The 24,816-nt window shown below is 39.3% G+C and carries 22 protein-coding genes, 1 pseudogene and 2 other annotated features; of the genes and pseudogenes, 10 read left to right on the forward strand and 13 right to left on the reverse strand.

Annotated elements, in window-relative coordinates; genetic code table 11:
- Positions 1-18: 18 nt before the first annotated feature.
- Positions 19-264 (reverse strand) — a binding site (T-box leader).
- A 42-nt stretch (positions 265-306) separates the two neighbouring features.
- Positions 307-600, reverse strand: a complete 294-nt coding sequence (locus AC5WOF_RS00005) for a hypothetical protein (RefSeq protein ID WP_496047904.1) — start codon at positions 598-600, stop codon at positions 307-309.
- A gap of 183 nt (positions 601-783) precedes the next feature.
- Here AC5WOF_RS00005 and AC5WOF_RS00010 point away from each other — a divergent pair, with 183 nt between their 5' ends.
- Together AC5WOF_RS00010 and AC5WOF_RS00015 are read left to right on the forward strand one after the other, a co-directional pair.
- On the forward strand, positions 784-1,863 hold the full coding sequence (locus AC5WOF_RS00010; RefSeq protein WP_496047905.1) for an alpha/beta fold hydrolase: 1,080 nt from the start codon (positions 784-786) through the stop codon (positions 1,861-1,863).
- 182 nt (positions 1,864-2,045) lie between these two features.
- Positions 2,046-2,299 (forward strand) — a binding site (T-box leader).
- A gap of 23 nt (positions 2,300-2,322) precedes the next feature.
- Complete coding sequence (locus AC5WOF_RS00015) at positions 2,323-5,010, forward strand: valine--tRNA ligase (protein WP_496047906.1); 2,688 nt, start codon at positions 2,323-2,325, stop codon at positions 5,008-5,010.
- A 492-nt stretch (positions 5,011-5,502) separates the two neighbouring features.
- Here the strand turns inward: AC5WOF_RS00015 and AC5WOF_RS00020 are convergent, their stop codons facing one another.
- On the reverse strand, positions 5,503-6,216 hold the full coding sequence (locus AC5WOF_RS00020; RefSeq protein ID WP_496047907.1) for a hypothetical protein: 714 nt from the start codon (positions 6,214-6,216) through the stop codon (positions 5,503-5,505).
- A gap of 164 nt (positions 6,217-6,380) precedes the next feature.
- Between AC5WOF_RS00020 and AC5WOF_RS00025 the strand changes: the two genes are divergently transcribed.
- Positions 6,381-6,641 carry a hypothetical protein gene (locus AC5WOF_RS00025; protein ID WP_496047908.1) on the forward strand — a complete coding sequence of 87 codons (261 nt, stop codon included), beginning with the start codon at positions 6,381-6,383 and terminating at the stop codon, positions 6,639-6,641.
- A gap of 27 nt (positions 6,642-6,668) precedes the next feature.
- On the forward strand, positions 6,669-6,938 hold the full coding sequence (locus AC5WOF_RS00030; RefSeq protein ID WP_496047909.1) for a hypothetical protein: 270 nt from the start codon (positions 6,669-6,671) through the stop codon (positions 6,936-6,938).
- Positions 6,939-7,040: 102 nt separating this feature from the next.
- Here AC5WOF_RS00030 and AC5WOF_RS00035 read toward each other — a convergent pair whose 3' ends face one another.
- The 5 genes and pseudogenes from AC5WOF_RS00035 to AC5WOF_RS00055 all read right to left on the reverse strand — a co-directional run bounded on the left by AC5WOF_RS00035 (position 7,041) and on the right by AC5WOF_RS00055 (position 11,612).
- Positions 7,041-7,652: a chorismate pyruvate-lyase family protein gene (locus AC5WOF_RS00035; RefSeq protein WP_496047910.1), complete on the reverse strand. Its 612-nt coding sequence runs from the start codon at positions 7,650-7,652 to the stop codon at positions 7,041-7,043.
- Between the two features lie 55 nt (positions 7,653-7,707).
- A pseudogene (locus AC5WOF_RS00040) lies at positions 7,708-8,520 on the reverse strand (bifunctional 3-deoxy-7-phosphoheptulonate synthase/chorismate mutase); the annotation flags it as partial.
- A gap of 96 nt (positions 8,521-8,616) precedes the next feature.
- On the reverse strand, positions 8,617-9,852 hold the full coding sequence (locus AC5WOF_RS00045) for a phenylacetate--CoA ligase family protein (protein ID WP_496047911.1): 1,236 nt from the start codon (positions 9,850-9,852) through the stop codon (positions 8,617-8,619).
- 32 nt (positions 9,853-9,884) lie between these two features.
- Positions 9,885-11,228 (reverse strand): phenylacetate--CoA ligase family protein, encoded by a 1,344-nt coding sequence (locus tag AC5WOF_RS00050; protein ID WP_496047912.1) that lies wholly within the window; start codon positions 11,226-11,228, stop codon positions 9,885-9,887.
- A gap of 174 nt (positions 11,229-11,402) precedes the next feature.
- On the reverse strand, positions 11,403-11,612 hold the full coding sequence (locus tag AC5WOF_RS00055) for a hypothetical protein (RefSeq protein ID WP_496047913.1): 210 nt from the start codon (positions 11,610-11,612) through the stop codon (positions 11,403-11,405).
- Positions 11,613-11,960: 348 nt separating this feature from the next.
- Here AC5WOF_RS00055 and AC5WOF_RS00060 point away from each other — a divergent pair, with 348 nt between their 5' ends.
- The 4 genes from AC5WOF_RS00060 to AC5WOF_RS00075 all read left to right on the forward strand — a co-directional run bounded on the left by AC5WOF_RS00060 (position 11,961) and on the right by AC5WOF_RS00075 (position 15,393).
- Positions 11,961-13,181, forward strand: a complete 1,221-nt coding sequence (locus tag AC5WOF_RS00060; RefSeq protein ID WP_496047914.1) for a tetratricopeptide repeat protein — start codon at positions 11,961-11,963, stop codon at positions 13,179-13,181.
- 183 nt (positions 13,182-13,364) lie between these two features.
- Positions 13,365-13,880: a tetratricopeptide repeat protein gene (locus AC5WOF_RS00065; protein ID WP_496047915.1), complete on the forward strand. Its 516-nt coding sequence runs from the start codon at positions 13,365-13,367 to the stop codon at positions 13,878-13,880.
- Positions 13,881-14,151: 271 nt separating this feature from the next.
- The gene (locus AC5WOF_RS00070; protein ID WP_496047916.1) at positions 14,152-14,460 is read left to right on the forward strand and encodes a hypothetical protein; all 309 of its coding nucleotides are present in this window, start codon (positions 14,152-14,154) and stop codon (positions 14,458-14,460) included.
- A gap of 150 nt (positions 14,461-14,610) precedes the next feature.
- On the forward strand, positions 14,611-15,393 hold the full coding sequence (locus tag AC5WOF_RS00075) for an alpha/beta fold hydrolase (RefSeq protein WP_496047917.1): 783 nt from the start codon (positions 14,611-14,613) through the stop codon (positions 15,391-15,393).
- A gap of 227 nt (positions 15,394-15,620) precedes the next feature.
- Here AC5WOF_RS00075 and AC5WOF_RS00080 read toward each other — a convergent pair whose 3' ends face one another.
- From AC5WOF_RS00080 to AC5WOF_RS00095, 4 genes are all read right to left on the reverse strand, one after another.
- Positions 15,621-16,868 (reverse strand): Glu/Leu/Phe/Val family dehydrogenase, encoded by a 1,248-nt coding sequence (locus AC5WOF_RS00080; RefSeq protein WP_496047918.1) that lies wholly within the window; start codon positions 16,866-16,868, stop codon positions 15,621-15,623.
- 273 nt (positions 16,869-17,141) lie between these two features.
- A complete protein-coding gene (gene mtnK / locus AC5WOF_RS00085) occupies positions 17,142-18,347 on the reverse strand; it encodes an S-methyl-5-thioribose kinase (RefSeq protein WP_496047919.1) in 1,206 nt (401 codons plus the stop codon).
- 557 nt (positions 18,348-18,904) lie between these two features.
- Positions 18,905-19,297: a RidA family protein gene (locus tag AC5WOF_RS00090; protein WP_496047920.1), complete on the reverse strand. Its 393-nt coding sequence runs from the start codon at positions 19,295-19,297 to the stop codon at positions 18,905-18,907.
- Between the two features lie 120 nt (positions 19,298-19,417).
- A complete protein-coding gene (locus AC5WOF_RS00095; protein ID WP_496047921.1) occupies positions 19,418-20,068 on the reverse strand; it encodes a DsbA family oxidoreductase in 651 nt (216 codons plus the stop codon).
- A 189-nt stretch (positions 20,069-20,257) separates the two neighbouring features.
- Between AC5WOF_RS00095 and AC5WOF_RS00100 the strand changes: the two genes are divergently transcribed.
- Positions 20,258-21,124, forward strand: coding sequence for a LysR family transcriptional regulator (locus tag AC5WOF_RS00100; protein ID WP_496047922.1), 867 nt, complete (start codon positions 20,258-20,260; stop codon positions 21,122-21,124).
- A gap of 196 nt (positions 21,125-21,320) precedes the next feature.
- Here the strand turns inward: AC5WOF_RS00100 and AC5WOF_RS00105 are convergent, their stop codons facing one another.
- The gene (locus AC5WOF_RS00105) at positions 21,321-22,151 is read right to left on the reverse strand and encodes a carbon-nitrogen hydrolase family protein (protein WP_496047923.1); all 831 of its coding nucleotides are present in this window, start codon (positions 22,149-22,151) and stop codon (positions 21,321-21,323) included.
- A 216-nt stretch (positions 22,152-22,367) separates the two neighbouring features.
- On the opposite strand from AC5WOF_RS00105, the gene AC5WOF_RS00110 reads away from it, so the two are divergent.
- Positions 22,368-22,970, forward strand: a complete 603-nt coding sequence (locus tag AC5WOF_RS00110; protein WP_496047924.1) for a DUF1989 domain-containing protein — start codon at positions 22,368-22,370, stop codon at positions 22,968-22,970.
- A gap of 90 nt (positions 22,971-23,060) precedes the next feature.
- On the opposite strand, the gene AC5WOF_RS00115 is transcribed toward AC5WOF_RS00110, so the two are convergent.
- A complete protein-coding gene (locus tag AC5WOF_RS00115) occupies positions 23,061-24,788 on the reverse strand; it encodes a sigma-54 interaction domain-containing protein (protein ID WP_496047925.1) in 1,728 nt (575 codons plus the stop codon).
- Between the last annotated feature and the right edge of the window lie 28 nt (positions 24,789-24,816).

Genomic DNA, 24,816 nt, shown 5'->3' on the forward strand with positions numbered 1-24,816 from the left:
AGCCCCGCCTCTATATAAAATAGAGACGAGACTTTGCTCGCGGTACCACTCTAATTGATTAACCCAAACATGATTAATCCACTCGTTTTCGATAGCCAACACTATCTATCTTGTTAACGGCAGAAAACCGACATCCCTTACTAATGAGTTGTTCAGGGAGTAGCTCATGGATGAGTTCAAAGGAGATTAGCTGCCAATTTCCACCAACCATTGGCTCTCTAAAAACTAATACTTCCTTCTACTATTTCCAATCTTTGCAGACAATATTTGATTTAAATGAAATCTTAACTTTTTTCTTTACCTTTGTCAACACCAGTCGATTTGCTTTACTTCACCAAAAAATTGAATTACAAAATCACGAAACTGAAGTGCTGCTTGAGAAAAATAATGATCCTCTTTCCAGTTTAAATAAAGCGTCCATTGACATACAGGTCTCTCGATTTGAAGAAGGTGAAGGTTTGGGGCTTCTTTCTGTGCTGCAAATGGTAAAAATGCGATTGCAAATCGAGAATTGTATCCACGTTTCTTTGATCGAATCATCGAACTGTTAACCAAAAGATATTCATATCGATTTACCAGTTGTACAAACCCATCAGGCAACGGCTACTTCTTAATAGATCATGATCATTGTTTTAATATAAAATAATAGTTATATTTAAATTATAATAACTTGCTAAAATGTAACTATTATTTCATTCTTATTATGGAGTATACTGTTTAAAACTTGTTACGTTCTCTATCTACATCTTTCAGAGAAAGCACACCAAAAAGGAGGACGATAAATTGATCTACAGACGTTTTAAGCAAGTATCTATTATATTGTTCGTAATCACGCTGTCTATTTTTGTTCCTCTCTTTGAAAGTCAGACTATATTTGCGGAACCCATTCCTGAAAAGCAGTGCTATGCTAGTAATATTCCTGTTTCTCTTACTCCTAGCGGCCCTGTTAATCAGTTGGTTTATGGAGAACTTTGCTTACCTAAAGGGAAGACTCCTTCTACTATCCAACTTCTCCTGCATGGAATCACTTACGATCATAATTACTGGGATTTTCCAGGATTTGATGGTCAATATTCCTATGTAGATGCAGCGATCAATTCAGGATATGCAACTTTAAATGTTGATCGAATTGGATCAGGAAAAAGTTCGCATCCACTCAGTACAAGTATTGATATGGCTTCGGATGCATGGGTAGCCCATCAGCTGGTACAAGCCCTTCGAGGAGGAAAAGTGGCTGGTCCCAATGGCTCTATCGCTTATAGCAAAGTAATTGAAGTCGGACACTCCTACGGTTCCCATGTTTCAATGGAAGAAGCCACCCGCTATCAAGATGTTGATGGAGTCATTCTAACAGACCCGGTAAGGGGCTTTCAGAGTAATACACTCGAGAAAGTTGAACTCACACTAAACCTTTATCCTGCTTCACTTGATCCTAGATTTGGTCTTTTGGGACAAGATCTTGGATATCTGACCACTCGTCCAAATACCCGTTATCAATCATTCATGAAGCCAGGAGATGTCGATTCTGCTGTTATTGCTCAGGATGAGAAACTAAAACAAACCCTTACCATTACAGAAATTACGAGCCTTCTCCTTTCGCTAAATACAATCCAAGACATCCGCGTACCTGTACTTTTGGTGATGGGCGAAAAGGATTATCTCTTTTGTGGATCAGATGCTGACTGTTCTACACCTAAAGCAGTGACAAATATAGAAAAACCATACTTGGGACCGAATGTTCCTTCCGTTGATGCTTATGTTCTGAAAAATGCAGGACATGATATTAATTTCATGAAAAACAATCAAGATTGGTTCACCTATGCTCTTAACTGGACAAATCAACATTTTGGCACTCAAAACTAAACACAAAAAAGCATCGACTGTCGCCATTTTTCAATGGAGTAAGACAGATCAATGCTTTTTCTAATACTTCCATCTATACAACAAGTTTGAAAAATGTATGGCTTCATCCTAAATGAAACAAAATGAGGATGATATTTAGGTTGCTTTCTACTATTATGTTGAGTAGAATATATTTACCATATGTAAAACCATTGACGGAGAAGAGTAAATAGGATAACCCTTCAGAGAGAAGAATTTGCCTTTGTGGCAGCTGTGAAATTCTTCGGGATTTACTATTGAATGTCACTCCAGAGTGCTTCCGCCAAAGTCAAAAATTTTGATCAGTAGTTGGAGCCGTAAACCTACGTTACAGGTGCGAGTGAACAAGAGTACTATTGTATTTATTGTACTTTTGTTAACAAAGGTGGTACCGCGAATTAATCCCTTCGTCCTTTGAGATGAAAGGGATTTTTATATTTTATGAGTGTTTTTAAGGAGGATTTCACATTGGAAAGTTCAACAAAAGAAATCACAATGCTAACAAAGTATGATCCAAAATCCGTTGAGAAAGATAGGTATCAATTTTGGTTAGATCATGAACTCTTCAAAGCTTCGGAGGATAAAAACAAAGAGACATTTAGTATTGTTTTGCCCCCACCTAATGTAACAGGTATGTTACATATGGGTCATGCTCTAGATTTTACTCTGCAAGATATCTTGATTCGCATGAAGCGTATGCAAGGCTTTGATACTTTATGGCTTCCTGGCATGGATCATGCTGGAATTGCAACGCAAGCAAAAGTAGAAGAAAAACTGAGAGAAGAAGGTATTTCTCGTCATGATTTAGGCAGAGAAAAATTTCTCGAAAAAGTTTGGGAGTGGAAACATCATTTTGCATCTATCATTCATGAACAATGGAAAAAGATGGGCTTTTCAATGGATTACTCCAGAGAACGTTTCACGATGGATGAAGGACTATCCCAAGCTGTTCGAAAAGTATTTGTTGATTTATTTAACAAAGGCTTGATATATCGTGGAAAGTACATCATTAACTGGGACCCCGCAGCACGAACAGCACTTTCTGACATTGAGGTTATCCATAAAGAAGTAAAAGGTGCACTTCATCATTTACGTTATCCTCTAACAGATGGTACTGGTTTTATTCAAGTAGCTACCACACGTCCAGAAACTATGCTTGGTGATACTGCTATTGCTGTACATCCAAATGATGAAAGATACCAAGGTTTAATTGGTAAAACCGTTAAACTTCCATTAACAAACCGAGAAATCCCAATTATTGCTGATGAATATGTGGATAAAGAGTTTGGAACTGGTGCAGTAAAAGTAACTCCTGCTCATGATCCTAATGATTTTGAAATGGGTCTACGTCATCATCTACAACAGATCGTAGTGATGGACGAATCAGGAAAAATGAATGAAAATGCTGGTAAGTATCAAGGATTGGATCGTTTTGAAGCACGCAAACAAGTTATAGCTGATCTTCAAGAGTCAGGAGTATTAGTAGAAATAGAAGAACATATTCATTCCGTTGGACATAGTGAACGCAGTGGTGCAGTTGTTGAGCCATACCTATCAACACAATGGTTTGTAAAAATGAAACCACTTGCTGAAAGAGCAGTAGCCCTTCAAAAAAGCGAGGACAAGGTTCAATTTGTTCCAGAACGCTTTGAGAAACTCTACTTAGACTGGATTGAAAACATTCGCGACTGGTGTATCTCTCGACAGTTATGGTGGGGACATCGAATTCCAGCTTGGCACTGTGAAAACTGTAAGGAAATAACAGTAACTCTTGATAATCCAACCAATTGTTCACACTGTAGCAGCTCCAATATCTCTCAAGACGAAGATGTACTCGATACTTGGTTTAGTTCCGCATTGTGGCCTTTCTCCACTATGGGCTGGCCGGAAGAAACAAATGACTTGAAGCGTTATTTCCCAAACAGTGTACTTATTACAGGACACGATATTATCTATTTTTGGGTAGCACGTATGATATTTACAGCTTTAGAATTTACAGATAAAAAACCTTTCCAAGATATTTTAATTCATGGTTTGGTTCGTGACGCTGACGGAATTAAAATGTCTAAATCCCTCGGCAATGGAATTGATCCATTGGATGTCATTGATCAATATGGTACTGATGCAATGCGTTTTATGATCTCTACCGGTTCAACACCAGGTCAAGATCTCCGTTTTCGTTGGGAAAGGGTTGAATCAGCACGGAATTTCATCAATAAAATTTGGAATGCTTCTCGTTTTGTACTCATGAATTTGGATGACTTTGATGCTGAAGATATTGATTTATCTGGTGAATTGAACACAGCAGATAAATGGATTCTCACCAGACTGCAAGAAACAATTTCTGAAGTCACGAAACAACTTGATAGCTATCACTACAATGAAGCAGGTAAAACCTTGTACGAGTTTGTCTGGGATGAATTCTGCGATTGGTACATCGAATTTGCTAAACTCTCTCTCTATGGAGATGAGGAAAAGGCTAAATTAACTACTCGTTCCGTTCTTTGTTACACATTAGACAACATTTTAAAACTGTTACATCCATTTATGCCTTTTGTAACAGAAGAAATATGGCAGAATCTTCCTCATGAGGGAAAAAGCATTGTAACTGCTGATTGGCCAATTTCACAAAATCAATACCAGTACCCTAAAGCAGTAGAACAAATGAAACTCTATAAGGAAGTCATTCGCAGCGTTCGAAATATACGCGCTGAAGTGAATGCACCTATGGGTAAAAAAATAAACATCTTTATAAAACCAGATAATGAAAAGACACTACATCATTTGCAAGATGGAGAACAATGGATTCGTAAACAATGTAATGCTGATAGTTTGACCATTGATTCGAACATTTCCATCCAAGAGAAAACCATCAGTGGAGTGGTGACAGGAGCTGAAATACTCTTGCCACTAGCAGGATTGATTGATATCCAACAAGAATTGAACCGCTTAGAGAAAGAATTAAAAATACTAGATTCTGAAGTAAATCGTGTGCAAAAGAAATTATCCAATCCAGGATTTATTGGTAAAGCACCTGCACATGTAATAGAAGAGGAACGAAATAAAGAGAAGGATTATCTTGAAAAAAGAGTAAAAGTAAAAACCCGTCTGGCTGAACTTCAAAACTAATAGACGAAGGGATGAAATTAATCGTTTTCATCCCTTTTTATTTACGGTTTATTGTCTGGTTCCATTTCAGATGTAATCGATAACCTCGTTTCTTCATCCTCTTTCATGCAGTCTAAGGAGCTCCTTTGGTCGGCAGTAGAGGAATTGAACCTCCAACCTCTTCCATGTCAAGGTGATCTACTCCCCCATGTCATTCATCCCCGTAATATGTATAGGTCAAAACCTTGTGTACTGTAAACAGTTTCTCCAAGCATTACGTCCGCAAAGTAACTGTCAGTCTTCAAGCTTCAACATTTCATTATAGCTAGTAATATTCTCTCAAATTCGCACAAGAGGACTCCCACCTCTAAGATGGCGAGGTGAAGTCATTTGCGAACTCATCGAATAAACGATATAAAAAACTTTTGTAGGCATCACCTTTTTTCTCCAGAAGCTGCTATCGATACATGTATATAATTGAAACCTTTCTTCCTTACCAGCAATTTTTTTACTCTATTTTTTTCGGTTCTGTTTTTTAGGTTGTGTTTTTTTCGGTTTTATTTTTTTCGATTCTGTTTTTTCCTGTTCTGTTTTTTTCCGTTTTGTTTTTTTCGGCTCCGTTTTTTCCAATTCTGTTTTTTTCAGTTCTGTTTTTTCCCCTTTTGTTTTTTTCGACTCTGTTTTTTCAGGCTCTATTTTTTTCAGTTTTGTTTTTTTCAGCTCTGTTTTTTCCGGCTCTATTTTTTTCGATTCTGTTTTTTTCGATTCTGTTTTTTCCTGTTCTGTTTTTTTCCGTTTTGTTTTTTTCGGCTCTGTTTTTTCCTGTTCTGCTTTTTCCGGCTCTGTTTTTTTCGGTTCTATTTTTTTAGTAATAATTCGTAATGCCGAATTGACCAATTTTTCTACAGGCATATTCTCGATAAGGGTACTGAGAGTAGACTCCTTCTCAACCGATGATTTCTCTGAGTCTTCTTTTTCTCCACCCTTTTCTTGATTCTCTAATTTATCTAACTCCTTTTGAACAAACAACTTCCACTCCGAATCGCTCTCCGGTTTCGAAACTGCCGAAAGTACTTCTTCATCTGCGATCGGATTAGAATCCGTTTTCCCCAACTCTTTTTGGATAAACCGTTTCCACTCCAAATCGCTTTCCTGTTTCGAAGCTGTTAAAAGTGCTTCTTCATCTGTGACCGGATCAGAATCCGTTTTCTTCTGGATATCATCCATTGATCGGAAACCTCCTTTTATATGTTTATGACTCCTTATATGTTTATGTGGGTTAATGAATCTAGATTGGACTGAAGTGGAATTCATCTAATAATAGTCCAGTACCTATATGATCTGAGATATTTGCTCATATACTGAATTATTCATAAGAGGAGTGAAAGTAGATGGAAACAAGGAACATGGATGTTGCGGATAAAATATTATTCATTCTGGGTATGAGTTTATGTGGCGTACTTGTTTTCGTACTAGTGGTGGGCGTTATCGTTGCATTGCTTACATCTCGGAACGGCAAGAAACTAACAGGAACGATTGATTCCGTTCTGATACAGGATGACGATGGTTGTGACCGCGTTGAAAACCAAATCCAACGAGTAGAGGCTGAAGCGAATCAGTTTCAAAACGAGGAAAGAGTCGAGAATAGCTAAATGCAGTATCATAAGGAGGTGAAGCAGTTGGCTGGAGAAAATAAAGAGTCTTCAAAAATTTTTCACGAAATCAATCAGGCATTCAGATCCTGTACTGCTACCTACACGACATCGGTCAAAAATGGAGCAGACATAGCTAAGCAAAAAATCATAGAAGCTGTAGAAAATCGTGATCAACCCATCGAAATCGTTTTAGTACAATTATTCGAAGCCATAAAGATGGGCGTACAACATGCTGGTAAACAAATACTCGACTCCGGAATCGATTTCGTCGAACAAATGAAAGCAAAAAAATAAGACTGCCTCTCAGCAGATCATTCACTTTTGAGGCTTGCATCCTCAAAAGCATTGGAAAACTCTAAGAAATACGTTCATTCTGTAGAGCTAGGAATTGATCCGTTATTCTTTTTTCAGAACCGTATTCTTATTTGTTTGTTCTTTCATCATCCATTGCTGCAAATGGTGTCCGATGATGCTCGGATGGAAATATTCTAGCATCTGAATCCCAGGTTTACATCCGAAATAAATGAAGTATTTTTTGTAAGGCACCTTATTTTGCATATTAGGAAAGTGAATCTTAATCGGTCGTTGAAAAAGATCAACCGTTTCCTCTTCGTTAATGAATCCGGAGTCGGTCACCTCTCGGAATGTGCGCAATCCGAGTGAGCTGATCGCTTTTCCTATTCCCTCTTGTCGATGCGCAATTTTCTCGAACAAAACAGGAGGTACATGCTTAGAATATACAAGCGCAATGTTGTGTGACACGACGAATCGACTTTTCTCGCAGATCAATACCGATTCTCGAATATAGGACGGGCCTCCCGAGGATTCACCCATCAGGTTTGCATCCTCTTCACCAATTTGTTCTTGCCGTATCACATGTGCAAAAACTTTCTCGTTTGACAGCATTTCTAGCAAATCCGTTGTCCTTCCATCCGTTACTAACAAAAGGTCGAATATCAATCCTTGTAAAACATCCGATACCTTTTGCTCAAATTGTGAGTCTACCATACTCTCACCTCCGTCAGACAATTGTGCGCGCTTTTCGACAGTTATTAAAAAATGGTCAATGGTACAGACCGGAATCGCAAAGCCCTTTCCAGAACGTATGAAACTCATCTATGTTGACTTGCTGATTGGCGTCGGAGAGAGCAGCTGAGGGATTCGGGTGCACCTCAACCATAAGCCCGTCAGAGCCAGCTGCTAACGCCGCCTTTGCACAAGGCAGCAAAATATCTTTCCGCCCAGTAGAATGGGTGACATCCACTAGAACTGGAAGATGGGTCTCCTGCTTTAAAATTGGAACAGCGGAAATATCAAGCGTATTGCGAGTCATTGTCTCGAAAGTACGTATACCACGTTCCATTAACATGACTTGATCATTTCCTTGGTGTAGTATATATTCTGCTGCTAACATAAACTCTTTCAAAGTAGCGGAAAGACCACGTTTCAGTAGAATAGGTTTCTTCGTTTGACCGACGGCTTTCAGCAGGTCGAAGTTCTGCATGTTACGAGCGCCTATTTGAAAAATGTCGATATAACGGGCAGCTGTATCGATTTGAATGGGACTCATAACTTCGCTGTTGGTTATCAATCCAAATTCATCCGCAACTTCCTTCATAATTTTCAATCCCTCTTCACCGAGCCCTTGAAAATCGTAAGGAGATGTTCTCGGTTTGAACGCCCCACCGCGTAAAATCGTTAAGCCGGCTTCCTTTAGAGCGGAAGCAACCGTTACAAGCTGATCTCTCGATTCGACTGAGCAGGGACCTGCGATCAGCGTATGGGAAGAACCACCAATCACCGACTGCTTAATATTAATAATCGTATCTTCGTTTTTATGTTGACGGCTTACGAGAAGCTGTGATTTCTCTTGCTGCAATTTATCGCTCATGATTAACAATCCTTTCTTTCCGTATAATAGGAATCTTCCTAACCAATTATCGTTATGTTATCGAATTCTATGGATCTATTTCTATGTGTCGTTACTTCGCTTTTTGATATATACAGGCTTTATCGATGGAACGTTATTCATGAGCTCAACACGATCAACCAATGTAGTGATTTCAACGGAAACTGGCACTTGAAGTCGAGAAGATAATTGAGAACGGACGTATTCCTCTGACCATTTTCTAGAATCATGCGAATCTAGTAAAAAGTGCAATCCCTCTGCCTGCTCTAGCACCTTCCAAGCATCCGGAGCAGGAAACAATGAATATACGGCTTCCTGAATATCCATTGCGTCTAAGACGATGTTTCCAAAACGTATTCGATCCTTGCTTCTGCCGTAATGAACCAAGTTCGCTCCAGTTCGACCACAATCACATAAACAGGGTTCTACAGAGATAATATCCCCATTAAAGTATCTCAACAGAGGAGAACCTTGATGGGAAAGCGTCGTGATCGCCGCAAACCCTCTTTTTCCGGAAGCAAGGGAGCTCGAACCATCCTCATTTAGTACTTCTATAAAAATATCTAATTCTGCAATATGCATTGTGCCATACTCACACATTGTAGCGATATTGGAAGTTTCCGTCGAACCATACATATTAAACACAGGCACGTTCCACAGCTTTTCTATATGTTCCCTTCTCTTGTCGCTCATTAATTCACCAGCGACGCATATAGCGCGCAGAGTTGGAAAGTCCTTGCTCGGCTCAGAACCGCCGAGACGAGCCGCTTCGGCCAGCAATTCCATCTCACGCGGGAGTCCAGCTAACACCGTGACAGAAAGGTGTTTCATCAGACTTAACACCCTAAGGTAAGGAGTAACAATAGTACGTCCGCTTGCAGGAACAACTCCGGCTCCAGTAAGCCAGGCTGCATGCTGCATTAAAAATGCAGGCAGTGCCATTGCGTAAGGAAAGCGGATCAGCACCAGATCTTCAGACGTCAAATGCACGCCGCATTCCTTCAATTGTCTTCCACCATTCATCAAATCTGTTTGCGTAAACCAAGCAGCTGAAGGTTCCCCAGTCGTTCCGGTCGATTCGTGGTATTGAGCGATTTCCTTCATATCGACGGCAAGGTGACCAAAGATACCAGCTTTCCGCAAATCTTCTTTTGTAGTTAACGGAAGCTCCTGGATGTTACTCAATTCAATGCCGTTTAAAGCATGTTCCAATAATTTCGTCTTATACAGAGGGGATTTTAGAATACGCACATACATCTCCTGAAATTTTCGCGCTCTCTCTTTATCGATGTCATTCATTAATGCGCACCTCCTCTCTCGTTTTTGTATAGCTAATTGAATACTCTGATCGCTTTGCCGAACGTACGAGGAATATCGTCTCTGATTACGACTTCGCAATGTATCCCAATCCGATCAGCCATATACTTTTGAATTTTTGCCGCCAATTGCTCGTCACTTAGCTTCGTCTGGTACTTCTCAGCTTCTATTGTGAGCAATCCTTGATTCAACTTAAGGTGATACCATAAACCTACTTCGGGAATCTCCATGAGAAAGTGCTCGATTAAGAATGGAGAATAGTCTTCGGTACCCAAGCGCAGCATCTGCTCCATTCGGCCTCTTAGCTGCAAAACGTCCATCGTGATTCCGCAATCGCATTTGGATTTCTGCAAGTTACCAAGATCTCCAGTTCTGTAACGTACCATCGGCATTCCTTCACGAAGCAGTGTGGTCACAACGATTTCTCCCGTTCGACCGTACGGAAGCACTTTCTCCGAAACCGGATCAATGATTTCGACTTTCACATGTCCTTCCATGACATGGTACCCTCTATGCTTACTGCATTCTACACCAACAACCCCGCACTCGGTTGAGCCGTAAAAAAACGAGACTTCGCATCCCCACGACTTTTCCAACCTCTCGCGGAAGGTGGAGGAGCATCCTTCGCCGGTAAGCCAAATTTTCTTTAAGCAAATATCTTCACCAATTTTTATACCGAACTTCTCACTTTCTGCTGCTAGGAGGGCTGCGTAAGACGGGGTTGTAGTTAGTACCGTAGCTTGATATTCCTTCATTAACTCCAACGACTTATCGATAGGAGCCATATAACCACCTTTTCCAAGCGAAAGAACTCCCGTACCAAATGCAAATTGAAATAATCGCTGGAAGCCAAGACCAGGCAACGCAAATTCATAAGGCAGCGCAATTGCTGCGACATCATCCTCCGATTCCTTAAAAAGCTCCAAATATTTCGGTAACAGATCGTATACATATTGATCAGCTAATGTATAAGAGGTATATATTGGCTTACCCGATGTGCCGCTGGTGAGGTGTACCTGACCTATTTCTCTCGGATCGACACATAATATCTTTTGTCTATCACCTCTAATGACATCTTTCTTCAGCATCGGAACAGTAGCTAATTGTTCTAAACTATCGATTTTAGGTTCTGTGAAGCCTGCCATTTTCAACGTTGAACGATAGTATTCATTTCGGTTCCACACATGAGCAAGAGTGGCGTTAACAGCTTTTAACTGATAATCTTCTATATTTTGATGAGGAAGTTTTTCGATGGTTTTTCCTTCATCATACAATTGCTTATAAAATTCATTAAATTGTTCTAGATGGGATGAATGATTGTCAATGGAGACTGTCATCTTATGAGTTTGAAACTTCATCTTAATCCTCCATTCCATGTATACTTAGTACACTTAGAATCTCCCCGAAGTAAAGAATGAGTGAGGGCATGATCCACGCGAAAAGGCGTAACCATTCCCTCATCTATCAACAGCAGTTGTAACATCTGTTATTACTCTCTAATTGTTTCTTTGAATAGTTTCAATCCATCTATATTAATTTTTTTCTTCCTTCTTTTTTGCCTCTCTCTTTTCTTGTTTCCGCTTTTCTTTGGCTTGCTTTTCTTCTATTTTTTTTGCTTTTTCCTCTTTCTTTGCTTTTTCCTTTTTCTTTTCTTGTTTCCGTTTATCTTTAGCTTGTTTCTCTTCTATTTTTTTTGCTTTTTCTGCTTTTTTCTCTTCTTTATTTAGCTCTATATCACTCACATTCTGCCCTCCTTCCATTTATTCTTTATGAAATGCAAGGAAAGTCAGACTTGATTCAGACAAACACACATAATGTAAAAAAAGAGCATTCCATCCAAACCGTTTATATAAACCATACATATCGTAACTAGCATATATCGTTTATTTTAAGGAAGGGGTAATCCGTGTTGTTACTCAGATTGGAAAATGATCAAGATTTCCAATATCTCCATACACGTCTCCTGATAAGCGGTCCAGCCAGTGGCTCAGATCAGGGTGGACTTTTTTTACTTGACTTTAAAAATAACGATTTGGAGAAGCTTTCCACTGGCAGTTGCTCGAGAATGACATTTGGAAGGAGGAATTGAAATGGAAAAAAACTACACTCATATAGAGCAATTCGAAAAAGGAAAAAGGGTGCTTACACAAGGCCTAGATGGAGATAAAAATGCGGTGAAAACCGCCTGTGAAATTTTCTTAAAACTTCGCAAAATCGAGCCTGACAACGCTCTTTTTGAAGCCTATTACGGTACTGCTCTTGCACTATTAGGACGAGATGCTGACCAGCCTTTGGAAAAAGCGGATAAAGCGCAAGAAGGACTAAATTCTTTGAATCAAGCGATTTCCATGGATCCAAATCAAAAGGAGATTCGGTTGTTACGTGCGAAAGTATGTCTGCGACTGCCAGAAGATTTCTTCTATTCCTCACAGACGGCGATCGAAGACTTCTCCTTCCTGCTGGATCGTCATAAAGAAGATCCCAGTTACCTCACTGATAAGCAAGTCAAGGAAATTATGGAGGATCTAAGTACTGCTTACCAAAATGCTGGAAAATTGAAAGAAGCAAATGAAATATTGCAACAATTAACTCAGATGAATAAACAGATGAATGAACAATTGGTGAATCCAAGTGAGAAAAATATCGAGATTTTACTTAAACAGATTATCACCCTACACAAGGCCGCCCAGAAAGGGAATAAAAAGGCCCTTCAAGATATGCAACAATTGTTGGAACGAGTGCGCCCCAACTATCCTGACCACCCGCTTGTAGATGCATACTATGGCGTCACCAAGTTACTATTGGCTCGGGATGCGACATCAGTATTGCATAAATTGAAGTGGTCGAAAACTGGACTTAAGCTTCTTGACGGAGCAGTAAATGCCGCCCCTCAGGATGACAGGATTCGACTGCTGAGAGGCAGAACCGCATTTAGATTGCCTGAAAAGCATTTCCACGTAGCCGAAACGGTAATTGAAGATTACACATTTCTCATCGATCGGGAATTGAATGAAACAGGCTTCCTTGAGACGGAAATTTACTTGAAGATTATCTACGAACTTGGTGAGATATATTGCCGAATCGGTCGAAATCAAGCTGCGGTTATGTGCTGGAAAAGGCTGAAGAATGAAACACAGGACCCTGATTTTCGGCATCTCCTCCAGCTAAAGCTTAAGTCTTTGGAAGGAAAACCAGCTGTTGAGCATAAACCGATCGCCGAGAGCACCACATCAATTTTGATAAAAAGGGCCGTTCGTGCCGCCGGGAGCGAGCTCCTTAGCTTGGCAAAACAGCAAATAGAGAAGGAATAGGAACAAGTTCCTTATTTGAATGGAAAGAGAACACGGCTCAGACTCGCTGATCATTTAATAATCCAACCTCCATATGGGAACAGCACATATCGCAACAAATAAATTATGCCAGAAGAGATTTATTTGTGTTGCTTTTACGGTTTGCAGAAGTACCAAGATTTTCAATATCGGAGGTCGATAGGAATGACAGATCAAAGCGTCAAAATAGAACAATTCGAGGAAGCCAAAACACTCCATAATAAAGGTGTGGACGGAGACAAAAAAGCAGTGATAAAAGCAAACGAGATACTCTCAAAGCTTTGTGAAGCCGAGCCTGAGAATGCGCTAATTAAAGCCTATTATGGCAGTACGATTGTTCTATTAGGACGGGATGCTGTTAAAATTCTGGAAAAAGCGGATAAAGCGCAAGAGGGACTAGATCTATTGAATCTGGCCGTTTCTTTAGACTCAAACCATAAAGAAATTCGGTTGTTGCGTGGAAACATTTGTCTGAGGCTACCGGAGTCCTTTTTCCATTGCTCGGAAACAGCAATCGAAGACTTCACCTTTCTGCTTGACCACTATAAAGTAAATTCCAATTACCTTACTCCAGAGCAAGCACAAGAAGTCCTGCGGAACTTAAGTTCAGCTTACCAAAATGCAGGAAAACCTGACAAAGCAAATTCTGTCTTACAGCATTTTGATCAATTGAGGAACTGAAGAAAAAATCATAAAAAAGAGAAGGCAGAGAAACACATAGAAATTCAAAGAGAGTACTCCACAGGATTATCTCCGCTATTAGAAAGGCAATGTAACCGCCGTTCATGAAGCGAATCAGCTGTTAGAACGGCCTCGATTACCCGGACAACCCTCAGCTGAGGCGAAGAAACAAGAAGCTCCCTGTAAGCATCACAAGAAGAAAATACGAAACTAGAGCAAGAATCATCCCCTTACCTGGGTAAATCCCAGGATCGGAAAGGAGGTGAAGCACATGTCAGAAATTATAAAAGGGGTCTTCAAGGAAGTAAAGAAAGAGATCATCCAGCTCTCCTCTGCTGCATTGAAAAGCGGCGCTGTTAACCTCGGCAAAGAACTTGTGAATGTGACGAGTGATGAAAAACAACTATCCAGTTTACAATTCGAAACGTTCATCAATGCATTGAAGACCGGTATCATAGGAACCGGCAAAGAAGTAATGACAATAGGACTGGAACGAATAAAGGAAAAATCCTCGCAGGAACAAAACTCGGAAGTGTCCTGGGAATCAACATCGACACAACAATCGGCAGAAGAGAAATAAAAAAGGAATTCTAAACGGAAAGGCTCAAGCCGTCATCTGACTGAGAGTCTTTCCCTTTTCATCCTCACTCTATTTCCTTTCGTAGAATATATTGATCTTGAATATCGTTCATTCTCGACCAGAGATTACGAAACTGGAGAGTGAGTAATTTTGGAAAAAGCATTCGTCAACGGCATTAACATTTGTTATGAATCGATTGGGGAAGGATTTCCTTTGATCGGACTTTCAGGAAAAAACAGCAACATGGACTGGTGGAGCCCGGCAATCAAGACCGCATTAGGCGAAAGGAACAGATTCATCATACTCGATTATCGGGGTACAGGTCGTAGCGACGATCCAACAGAAGCGTACAGCATCTCGGATATGGCAAAGGATGTCATCGGGCTAATGAACGCGCTCGATATCGAAAAGGCACATATTTTAGGCCAATCTATGGGGGGAATGATTGCACAAGAGCTTGCAATCGAAGAACCCAGCCGTGTGTCGAAATTAATCCTATGTTCCACGACCTGCGGGGTAAAACGGGTGCCGCCTTCTTTTCGGATGATGAAGTGGATGATGCGAAAGAACGCTGGATTTTCCCCGCAAGACACGCTAAGTATGCTTTACTCCAAAGCCTATATCCAAAAGAATTCGGACTTAATCGCTTCGTTCGTGGAACGAATGCAGATCGCTCCTTCAAGCCCTAGAAGCATGGAAATTCATCGTGAGGCAAGCAAGAGTTTCGATTCGTACCATCGGATTGGAAGAATTTCGGCATCAACGCTTATTATTCACGGTAAGGATGATTGGGTCTTCAGCCCAAAGCATGCTAAAATCCTGAACCGTCGTATTCCAGATTCCGAGCTGATTCTATTTTCCCATTCCGGTCACGGGGTCTTTTCACAGGAGCATCGCAAGGTGTTGGGAGAGATCCATCGTTTCCTACATTGATCGGTATTAACGAAACAAAAAAACGACTCTTATTCATTTTGAATGAGTAGTCGTCTTTTCATTCAGTCCAACTTTCCTAGAGTTGGGAGTCTTCTTGTACAAATTATGACCGTTAATCTTATTTGAAGTCTGACAAAGGATGCACTATTCAACTTGCAAATTGGTGTTTGTTAAGTGGGAATCAATGAAAAAAGTACTACCATATTTATCAGTTCTTTCATACCCTTTTAAATCCAACCTCTCGCCTGCATTGCTTCCACTACTTTCTTAATTGACTTTATGTAGGCAGCAGTACGTAAATCGGTTTGATACCTTTTTGCAAGTTGACTTACTTGGTGATAGGAATCAACCATAATCACTTTTAATTTTCTGTTTACTTCTTCTTCACTCCAATAATAATTCATTGCATTTTGTACTCCTTCAAAATAGGAAACTGTCACACCCCCAGCATTTGCAAGAATATCTGGTATGACTAGCACCCCTTTCTCAAATAAGACTTTATCAGCATCCGGTATTGTCGGTCCATTTGCTGCTTCTGCCACAATTCTAGCCTGAATTCGATGAGCATTATCTAATGTAATTACATTTTCTAAAGCAGCAGGAACAAGGATATCCACATCCAGTTCAAACAGTTCCTCTGGGTTGATTTGATAATCAGCACCATAATCTCGAATATTTCCTTGCTCTTTCACCTTCATCAATCGTTGAAGGTTCAACCCTTTTGCATCATAAATAGCCCCTCTTGAATCACTAACAGCAACAACCTTACTTCCCAATTCGGTTAACAACTTAGCCACATTCCGCCCTGCATTACCGAAACCCTGAATAGCTACTGTTGCATTTTCTAATGGCTTTTTCAACTGCTTCATCGCTTCGATCACTGTAAATACAACACCCTGTGCAGTCGCTTCTCCTCGTCCTTTTGAACCTCCGATGCTCAAAGGTTTTCCTGTAATCACTCCTGGGGAGAACGAACCATTAAACCGACTGAACGTATCCATCATCCAACCCATAATCTGTGAATTCGTATATACATCTGGAGCTGGAATATCTTTATCTGGACCAATAATTTGGATAATTGCTTCAAAAAAACCCCGGCTGATCCGCTCTAGTTCATCTTGACTCAATGACCGAGGATCAACAATCACTCCGCCCTTTCCACCGCCGAGCGGTAAGCCAACAACACTGGATTTAAATGTCATCCACATAGACAATGCTTTCACTTCATCTTCATTCACATCTGGATGAAAACGAATCCCTCCTTTGGTTGGGCCCATAGCATCATTATGTTGCGAGCGGAATCCTTCAAAGACACGAATTGATCCATCATCCATTTTTACAGGAAATGCAACTTTTAGTACACGTTTGGGGTGCTTTAAGATTTCTATCACATGTCGTTCAAGTTCCAATTTCTGTGCTGCTGTTTCAATCTGTTTTTGTACTGTTAAAAATGGATTATTCTCTTTTGCCTTCATCTTCGGTTCCTCTTTTACTTTTTAGATTTTAGACATGTAAATTGGATCAAGGAATTTCAATCACACACTAGCTTTATTTCAAGGTATTGTTTTACATAATATATATATCTTAACGTCTTGTTTAAGTCTTTGTACAGCATATAATTTTAGACCTGTCAGTTGAGTTGAAATAAAAATACTTAAGGGCGGATTCAGCTGTTTTCTTAATCCTACACCATTAAGTAGGCATTTCAAGGGTCACTTCAATCATGCATAAGTCATTCAAAGACTGGATTAGTTTACAACATTTAAAGCGATATCCAACACTTCCTCAATAGAGCGGGCGGAGCGATTCCGTTTGATCAACGCCACACCGATCTCCAATGCAATCCGCTGTGCTCGTTCGCGGGCATCCGCATCTTCGATGTGGTCGATGTCCGCAACATGGATAAAACCATAGACACGACACAACATTATCACCCCAGCAAATCCGATAGTGTCCTGCAGCAGTCCTGCCATATATAAATCTTGATATCCTCGGGTCTTCGCCATCCGGTCAGCAACATGCTCGTTCCAAAACTCGCGAAACTGAAACTCAAATTGTGTCCATAAGTTTTGTATGGTATCCAACAGGTAATCACGGTAATCGGTGCGCTCCAGCACATCCCGGCTCCAACCCTCTTGGCCTGAATAGTTCAACAGAAGATTGGCGATAACAGTCCCGATATCAAAGCCCATCGGACCGTAGTAAGCAAATTCGGGATCAATGACCTTTGTAGAATCCGGTCTGATAAAGATATTATCTGTATGCAAATCACCATGCAGCAGAGCCTGTGCTTTCGTCAGAAATTTCTCCCTCAGCAGCATGACCTCCAGATGCAGCTCCTCATCCGACCAAATTTGCTCAACGGCATCACGAATAGAAGGTTCCACGATATTCACCCGAGACTTTGTATAAGGAGCATATAAGATGAGATCTTCGGTTATATTACAAAGCTCCGGATTGATGAACGATTTCACCCGCAGTTTCTTCTCCAGTTGGTCCATGGCCAGATCCGAGGTGAAGAACAACGTCCGCGCCAAAAATAATCCGATATGCGAGGCAAACAACGGATAACGCCCCAGCTCCATCAGTCCGTGGCGCATGACAGTGTGGTCGCCCAAGTCCTCCATGACCATCAGCGCTAAATTCAAATCATACGCATATACCTTTGGTGTCATATCAGGACAAAGCTCTCCGTGAATGCGTAATGCTTCACATTCGAGGCGTACTCTGTCCAGTGTCAAGGGAACCGATTCGCCAATCACCTTGACGTAAGGCAGCGCCTGCTTCAGAATCAAGGATCGCTCAGATACAGGGTCCGATATATGAAACACATGGTTAAGATTGCCGTCGCCGATGGCTCGAGACTTCAGCTGCACACCATCCGGGAATACATCCTCGATGCCGTGTACATACTTGACCGCTTCTGCTTGTGTTAAGGTGTGATAATTTGTCATTTTCGCATCCTTCCTAATACCAATTCTATCTAGCCTAATCGAACACCGGCTGATGGCGTTCCATAATGACAAGGATTTATTGGCGCACATTTGATATCTTGGCGACCGCCCACTAAGATAAACAGCGTAAACTCGTTAATGTTATTAATATGCTAAAAATATATACAAAGTGATTGTGGATTACCTAGACACTAGCTTTTCGATGGCTGCTTATTTAAGCAATTAGAGTTGGGCAGCGAAATTCGAATGATAGATTTGAGTTCCGAGGACGATTCTACCATTGAAGAAAGCAATTATTAATAAAGATCTGGAGAAGTGAAGTCTTGACATAGAACAAGGCTTAAAAGTTGCAGATTTTTTTAAAGGCACCGAATCCCTGTAAATCTAGCGATTCAGTGCCTTTTTTCTCTTCCTGAGAGATCATTTAAATTCCATCCAACAAAATTCCTACTTGTTCTGCTACTACTTGAGTTGGTTCTAGTATTTCAAAGTTCACCTGAGTTTACATGAACATGATACGTTTAGTAGTAGTATTGGTAGAATTAGAATTATGGTTATTAATCTTCATCCGCATGTGCAATAGCATCGATCTCAATCATTGCATCAGGCGAATAAAGAGAAGATACCTCAACGAGGGTGTCTGCTGGATAGGGTTGTGACCACCATTTGCGTCGAAGTTCTACGATTTTTTCAAAATGAGACATGGAAGTGAGATAAATGGTTACTTTAATCACTCGGTCAACACCTGATCCAGCAGCCTTTAATGCACGATCCAAATTCTGAAATGCTTGATCTGCTTGTTTATCGAAATCTCCAATGCCAACTAAATTTCCATCATCGCCGATCGCAGCTTGACCAGATACGAAAACCAATCCGTTAGCTTTGATCCCCTGTGAAATAAGAAATGGTGTGTATGGATCTGGTTGCGTGTGTACTTGTTTAAAAGACATGATCTTTCATCCTCTCCGTTATAAAAATATAATGTATCGAAATTTCCTATATTAGAATCGGGCATATACGTTTATGTGTTTATAAAATAGTTTATATGTCTATCCTTATCGTCGAGCGCTTTACTTACAATCATCAATTCCACAATATAATCCTTCCAAGTTACGTTCTGTTTTTTGTTTGTGTAATTCATCATTCATTACTTTTTCAAATGTGTCCTTCGAACGAACGCCTTTTACAACCGTTCTGCCTATTACGAGAGTGGGAACAGACCGAATATCAGCCTCCGTATAAGCATGATCAAGTATTTGTTGATGCACTTTTTTGTATTTTCTTGTTTCTAATGCCTTTCTATATTCTTGCCCATCCAGCCCAATTTCTTCTGCTAACTTAGTCAATACATCAATATCTCCAATATCTTTTTCTTCTTGAAAAAATGCACGAAACATTCGATGGTTGTATTGGTTTGATTTGTTATGTTCCTTAGCAAATTGATATCCTTCAAAGGCTAAATGTGTATATGGTTGAGGAGAAACTTTAGGTAATACAATGGGGATTCCCATCTTTTTAGCCATTGGATAAACCGCCTGCATCCAAATGTTTTGTAAATAATCACCTTCTGGTTTTAATGTCTCGTCAGGATATGGACGTAACTCGAAAGGCATCCACTCCACTTCGACATCTTTGCCTTGTATTGCTTCTTCAAGAGGTTTTTCTATTAACATACAAAACGGACATACATAATCAGAATAAATTCGGATTTTTAGTGACATAGTATCACCCCCAAATGATTGGTACTTCTTATCAAACATAAGCAAGGATATTTTTTCGATGATCTTCCTCCTTGTGTAGTTTTGTTTCTCCGTTGTCAGTAGCATTTTATCTCTCAAATGTTATATAGTAAAATGATCTATATTAATATATATATCAAAATTAATGATACCTAGAGGAGATAGATTGACATGGAGTTAGCAGATTTGCGAGTGATCAGGGCTATTATCGCTGAAGGTAGTATCTCTAAAGCGGCAAAAAAATTGGGTTATGTTCAATCGAATATTACGGCTCGTGTCCGCAAATTGGAAACAGAATTAGGAACCCCTTTGTTTCAACGACATCCAAAAGGTGTATTTCCTAACGAAAAAGGTCGCTTGTTAAATCAATATGCATCTGAAATCCTTCAACTTTCTCAAGAAGCCGTGATGGCAGTTAAAGAACCGAACTATCCAACTGGTGAGCTTAAAATTGGAGTCGTGGAAACAGTTAGTTCTTCTCAACTGTTTATCCAAGCCCTTTCTAATTTTCAACAACAGTATCCATCTGTTACTTTATCATTGGTAACAGGAACCTCACTACAAAATTACGAACGATTAGTAGATCAACAACTAGATGGTGCATTTTTTACAGGTGAACTAGAAAGTTCGAAGTTAGAAGTAGAATTGTTAATAGAGGATAAAGTCGTTCTCGTAAAAAGTGATGACAAGAACAAACCATGCGAATTTACAACTGCTCCTGCTACCACTTGGGTTGTATTTCCTAAAGGATGTCCGTTTCGAGCTATGATTGAAGAATGGGTTGAAAGAGATCGGGGAGAAAAAGCAAATATAATTGAAGTAAGTACAACCGAAACTATGCTAAATTGTGTGAGAGCAGGGATTGGATATACATTATTGCCAGAATCAACGCTTAAAGAAAAAGAAGGTATTCATACCCACATCATTCCTGAAAAGTATCGATATGCAACGACTCGGTTCGTCCGTCGATCAGAGAAATACTACAATAAATCATTCGCTGCATTTTCACAATGCTTGAAAGTCGTGGGTACTGTCTAATTGACACACCACACACGGCTGAAGCCGTGGAATTCTTGGAGTGATAGTCTTATAACTTCATTAGCGAGCTAACCCCATGAGCTCCACGGTTGAACCGAGTTTTTGTTGAAAGGCCAATCATTTGTTTTAAATATTTCTGCGGGTGTTGCATCATTATCAATCCATACATTCTAATAAATTGTCAGTAAAATACAGTTCAATCTTCATCTAAAATTTTTCTATATTCTTTGTGAAATAAGCTATGATCCAAATCTCGTATATATGGAATTTTTCTTCTTTGTTCTTGAACTTGTTTTAAATCGATAGTAGAAATAATCACCTCATCATCTTGAGAGGCTTCAGCCAATACCTGTCCTTTGGGATCAATAATTCGTGAATGACCAGCAAAAGTAGTTTCTCCCTTCTCTGTCCCACTTCGATTTGCCGCAATTAAAAAGACACCATTTTCAAGAGATCTGGCGCGAGTCGCCTGTTTCCAAGCATATAGTCTTTCTTTACCAAATGCTGATGGATAAAGTAATAAATTAGCACCTTTCATGCTAAGAATTCGTGCTCCTTCTGGAAACCCAACTTCATAGCAAATTTGCAATCCGATATGAAGTGATTCAATGGAAAATATCGGAATTTGATTCCCCGTTTTAAATCGATATTTCTCCTGATCCCATAATAAAGATTTACGGTAAGAACCGATGAATCCCTCAGGACCTACTATAACTGCAGTATCGTAGATGAAATCGGTTTCTATTTCTTTTTCTAAAATCGCCGCAACAAGTACTACTTGATATTTTTTTGCAACCGATTCCATCCAATCAGTGACAGGTCCAGGAATAGGCTGAGCTAACTCTGCATCTTGTTCTTCCACACGATATCCCGTATCAAATAGTTCGGGAAGCACGATGATCTTTGCTTTTTTCTCTGCTGCTTCCTCGATCAATTTACTTGCTTTTGCATAGTTCAGTTGTCGATTACCTAAAATGGTATTCATTTGAACTGCTGCTACATTTATATTTCTATCATCGTGAAACATGTTAAGGCCTCCAATTTACCTGTTTCTACCCTTATTTTGATTTTATCTATTTATAGCTTAGAAAAAAGTTTATGATTCAAAAAAGCTATGCTGATTCGCATAGGAGAATACAGCTCAATTCTTTTGTTTAAGTGGAAATCATCGTTATAATAAGTGTGATTTAAATGGGTAATTTTAATTGATAAAAATATAGATAACTAAATAAGGGGTATTCTCATGACGAAAAGAGAAATCTTAATACCAGGCGGAGAAGGGCGCTCATTTAGCGTATACAAAAACGAATTTATTGTGGTAACAGACGTAAAAGGAAAACAAGTGGCTGATTTCATTGCATTGAATAAAGACAAGAAAGAAGAGTATTTATCCACAGCTCATACTCGAACGATGAACGGTAGAGTTTCCATAAAGAAAGGAGACATCCTATACAGCAACTTGAGAAATCCAATGTTTGAATTAGTAGAAGATGTAGTGGGGGTGCATGATACCATGTTTCCTTGCTGTGATCCAATGCGATATCTATTGGATTTCGGAATTGAAAATCATAGAAATTGCAGAACAAACTTTGCTGAAGCTTTTAAGGAGTATGGAGTAGAATATGAAAAAATTCCCGATCCACTCAATTTGTTCCAAAATTCTCCGTTGAGGCCAGATGGTACTTTTGGTGAAGCACAAGAACCAAAATCCCATGCTGGAGATTATGTCATCTTTCAGGCATTGACTGATGTGATCGTAGGAGTCTCTGCATGCCCTCAAGATCAAACACCATTGTGTGGCTGGGTGATTACAGATATTAAAGCCACGATCGTTCAAGAAATTTAAACCTAAGTTGGACACTCGGAGACCTATCAAATTGAACAAGAAGAGATTCTTGAGGAGCAGAATCTCTCAACTCCTTTTTTGTCATACAACCTATTTTTCTGGAAATATATTTGCATTTAGTTGATATTGACGAAGTTTACGGCTAATAGTTGATTGATTTACACCAAGGATGTTAGCTATTCGGGTGGTAGAACCATATTTTTGTAGTGCCATTGCTAATAAATCTTTTTCTACCATTTCTACAGCCTCTTTTAATGGCATAATATTATTTACTTGAACTTCTTTGTATGGCATAGAAATACTTGTAATTTTTTTTGGCAAATCATAGGAACTAATTAGTTCATCATCAGAGGTTAAAAGCACACTTTCAATCGTATTTTGTAACTCTCTTATATTTCCTGGCCAATGATAAGCTTGTAATTTTTCAATAGAAGTATCAGTCAATTTCTTATTCAATTTATGTTTTTTGTTTGCTTTTTGCAAAAAATGAATAGCTAATACGAGAATATCATCTTTTCGTTGGCGTAATGGAGGGATGTTCATTTCAACCACATGTAACCGGTAATAAAGATCTGCACGAAACCTACCTGCAGCGATTTCTTCTTGAAGATCTCGATTGCTAGAAGCAATAATTCTTACATTCACTTTTGTATGTCTTCTTCCTTTTACCCGAACAACCTCCATTGTTTCTAAGACACGTAATAATTTTGCTTGTAATGAAAGAGACAAACTACTGATTTCATCTAGATATAATGTACCTTCATGAGCCATCTCAAAGAGACCTAACCTTGTTTTCTCAGGTTGATCTTCCTGTTCCTCGCCAAATAATTCTGTTTCAAGTAATTTTTCCGAGATAGAAGAACAGTGAAAAGTAACAAATGGTTTACTATGCCGTAGACTCCATTTATGAATAAAGGAAGCTAGAATTTCTTTTCCCACACCCGATTCACCAGTGAGTAAAACGGTCGTATCTGTTTTGGAGATTTTTTGAGCTAGATTGATGATCTTCTTCATGTGACTACTCCGATAAATGATATTGGTTTCAACCTCATCTTTTTTTCGTAATTCCATCAATTCTTGTTTATATCCATCGGATAATTTCTTAAGTGATTCCAGCTCCATCTGAAGTTGGCTTACTCTGGTAATATCACGAGAAGCATTTACAATACGAACAATATTTCCTTGGTCATCCTTGATCGGTGTACCTACTACCATCAGTTTACGTCCAGCTTTAGTTGTTTGGATTAATGACACCTTTTCTTTTTTTTCTAGTACTAATCTCGTAATAGATGGTTTAAAAACTTCTTTCTTCTCTAATTCATAGATACTTTTCCCTATTAAATCTCTTTTTTTAAGACCCCAGAGATTTTCACAAGCAGAACTTACTCGTAATGTAATACCATTTGCATCAGAAACATAGATCACATCATATGAAATATCAAAAATCGCTTGTAGATCAGCACTAAGATCTCGATAGTACTCGACTTCTTGCATTAACTCTTCAACTTCCATTGTTTTTTTGATAATAAATACAAAAGCCGTTTGTTCTTCTTTACTATACATAGGATGTATTTGTAAATGATAATTTATATTTCTATATTTAAATGGGAATATTTTTTGTTCCATTTGATGGATATCATTCGGAATGATCGAAGGAAACTTATTGAACCACATACGATGTAAAACTTGTTCTTTTGTACATAAAAGAGCTTCACAAGCATACTTATTCATATCTAAAATCGAAAAATATTTATCCAAAAAAACAATACCCAGAGGAATATCGTCCAAAGAAATAGTAGAAAACAAATTTTTATTCATTCCGTTCACATCCCTGCCTAGAATTAGA

The sequence above is a fragment of the Shimazuella sp. NTD250 genome (assembly GCF_059510375.1).